This is a genomic window from Roseivirga pacifica (assembly GCF_900111145.1).
GTDB lineage: Bacteria > Bacteroidota > Bacteroidia > Cytophagales > Cyclobacteriaceae > Roseivirga > Roseivirga pacifica.
Window position 1 is genome coordinate 1 of record NZ_FOIR01000001.1, and the last position, 2,500, is coordinate 2,500.

Annotated in this window: 2 rRNA genes (1 of these 2 cut by a window edge); both read right to left on the minus strand. The window is 49.7% G+C overall.

The window, feature by feature from the left end:
- Positions 1-56: 56 nt before the first annotated feature.
- Positions 57-168, minus strand: a 5S ribosomal RNA gene (rrf, locus tag BMW98_RS00005).
- A gap of 121 nt (positions 169-289) precedes the next feature.
- A 23S ribosomal RNA gene (locus BMW98_RS00010) occupies positions 290-2,500 on the minus strand (it continues 668 nt past the right edge of the window).

A 2,500-nucleotide genomic window follows, 5' to 3' on the forward strand; every position in this document is an offset into this window, starting at 1 on the left:
GGAGTGGTCTATAACGAAAAAAAGGAACATACGATAAGTATGTTCCTTTGATAATAAGTTGGCGGCTACTTACTCTCCCACCGGTAAGGGCAGTACCATCAGCGCAAGCGGGCTTAACTTCTCTGTTCGGAAAGGGAAGAGGTGGACCCCACCGCTATAACCACCATAAAATCTTAATCCAGTCATTTACTGAACACTATTTCTTACCATCATTTCTGATGGTCGACATATTTACTGTAAGAGTATCACACAATAGAGGTAGGTTACCGCCCCGCACAAAGGCGGGGCTATCGGAAAGCTTACGGGTAATTAGTACTGCTCAGCTATGACATTTCTGCCTTTACACCTGCAGCCTATCAACGTTGTCATCTCCAACGTCCCTTTAAAGAAGTCTCATCTTGAGGGGAGTTTCGCACTTAGATGCTTTCAGCGCTTATCTCTGCCCAACGTAGCTACTCAGCACTGCACCTGGCGGCACAACTGATACACCAGCGGTTAGTCCATCTCGGTCCTCTCGTACTAAAGACAGGTCCTCTCAAACTTCTTACGCCCACAACAGATAGAGACCGAACTGTCTCACGACGTTCTGAACCCAGCTCGCGTGCCACTTTAATGGGCGAACAGCCCAACCCTTGGGACCTTCTCCAGCCCCAGGATGTGACGAGCCGACATCGAGGTGCCAAACCTCCCCGTCGATATGAGCTCTTGGGGGAGATCAGCCTGTTATCCCCAGAGTACCTTTTATCCTTTGAGCGATGGCCCTTCCATGCGGAACCACCGGATCACTATATCCGTCTTTCGACCCTGATCGGCTTGTAGGCCTCACAGTCAAGCACCCTTATGCTATTGCGCTCTGCGTACGGTTACCAAGCGTACTGAGGGTACCTTTGAAAGCCTCCGTTACTCTTTTGGAGGCGACCACCCCAGTCAAACTACCCACCACACACTGTCTCCATTGCTGGATTAGGCATCAGATAAATAAAGGGCGGTATTTCACCAACGACTCCCCTATGCCTGGCGACACAGGTTCAAAGTCTCCCGCCTATCCTACACATCATTTACCCAATACCAATGTGAAGCTATAGTAAAGGTTCATGGGGTCTTTTCGTCCCGTTGCGGGTACGCGGCATCTTCACCGCGACTACAATTTCACCGAGCTCATGGCTGAGACAGTGCCCAGATCGTTGCACCATTCGTGCAGGTCGGAACTTACCCGACAAGGAATTTCGCTACCTTAGGACCGTTATAGTTACGGCCGCCGTTTACTGGGGCTTCAGTTCAATGCTTCTCCTTACGGATAACATCCCCCCTTAACCTTCCAGCACCGGGCAGGTGTCAGGCCTTATACTTTATCTTTCGATTTCGCAAAGCCATGTGTTTTTGCTAAACAGTCGCCTGGGCCTATTCACTGCGGCCTCTCTTTACAGAGGAGGCGCCCCTTCTCCCGAAGTTACAGGGCCATTTTGCCTAGTTCCTTAGCCATGAATCACTCGAGCACCTTAGGATTCTCTCCTTGACTACCTGTGTCGGTTTACGGTACGGGTACCATATCCATTACTTAGAGGTTTTTCTTGGAAGTCTGATTAGGATCACTATCCACGCTGCCGAAGCATTGTGGTACTATCAGGTTCATCAAGCCGAGCGGATTTGCCTACTCAGCCTATAACTACACCCTTTAACGGACTATTCCGTCAGTCCGCGGATCTTTCACTACTCCGTCACCCCATCGCTGAATACGGTAGTATTGGAATATTAACCAATTGTCCATCGACTACCCCCTTCGGGTTCGCCTTAGGTCCCGACTAACCCTGATCCGATTAGCGTTGATCAGGAAACCTTAGTCTATCGGTGGGCGGGTTTCTCACCCGCCTTATCGTTACTTATGCCTACATTTGCTTTTCTATACGCTCCACCATCCATTACCAGATGGCTTCTCCGCCTATAGAATGCTCCCCTACCCAGTATTAAATACTGCCTTAGCTTCGGTACTATACTTTATGCCCGATCATCATCGATGCCCTGTCGCTCGACCAGTGAGCTGTTACGCACTCTTTAAATGAATGGCTGCTTCCAAGCCAACATCCTGGCTGTCTAAGCAACTGGACCGCCTTAGTTCAACTTAGTATAGATTTAGGGACCTTAGCTGAAGGTCTGGGTTCTTTCCCTCTCGGATAAGGACCTTAGCACCCTTACCCTCACTGCAGAGTATATCTGTTAGCATTCGGAGTTCGTCAGGATTTGGTAGGATTTGACTCCCCCTAGTCCTATCGGTAGCTCTACCTCTAACAGACTTTACCTCCACGCTGCTCCTAAAAGCATTTCGGGGAGTACGAGCTATTTCCCAGTTTGATTGGCCTTTCACCCCTACCCACAGCTCATCCAAAGACTTTTCAACGTCAACTGGTTCGGTCCTCCATTGCGTGTTACCGCAACTTCAACCTGGCCATGGGTAGATCACAAGGTTTCGCGTCTACCCCCACTGACTAAAGCGCCCTATTCA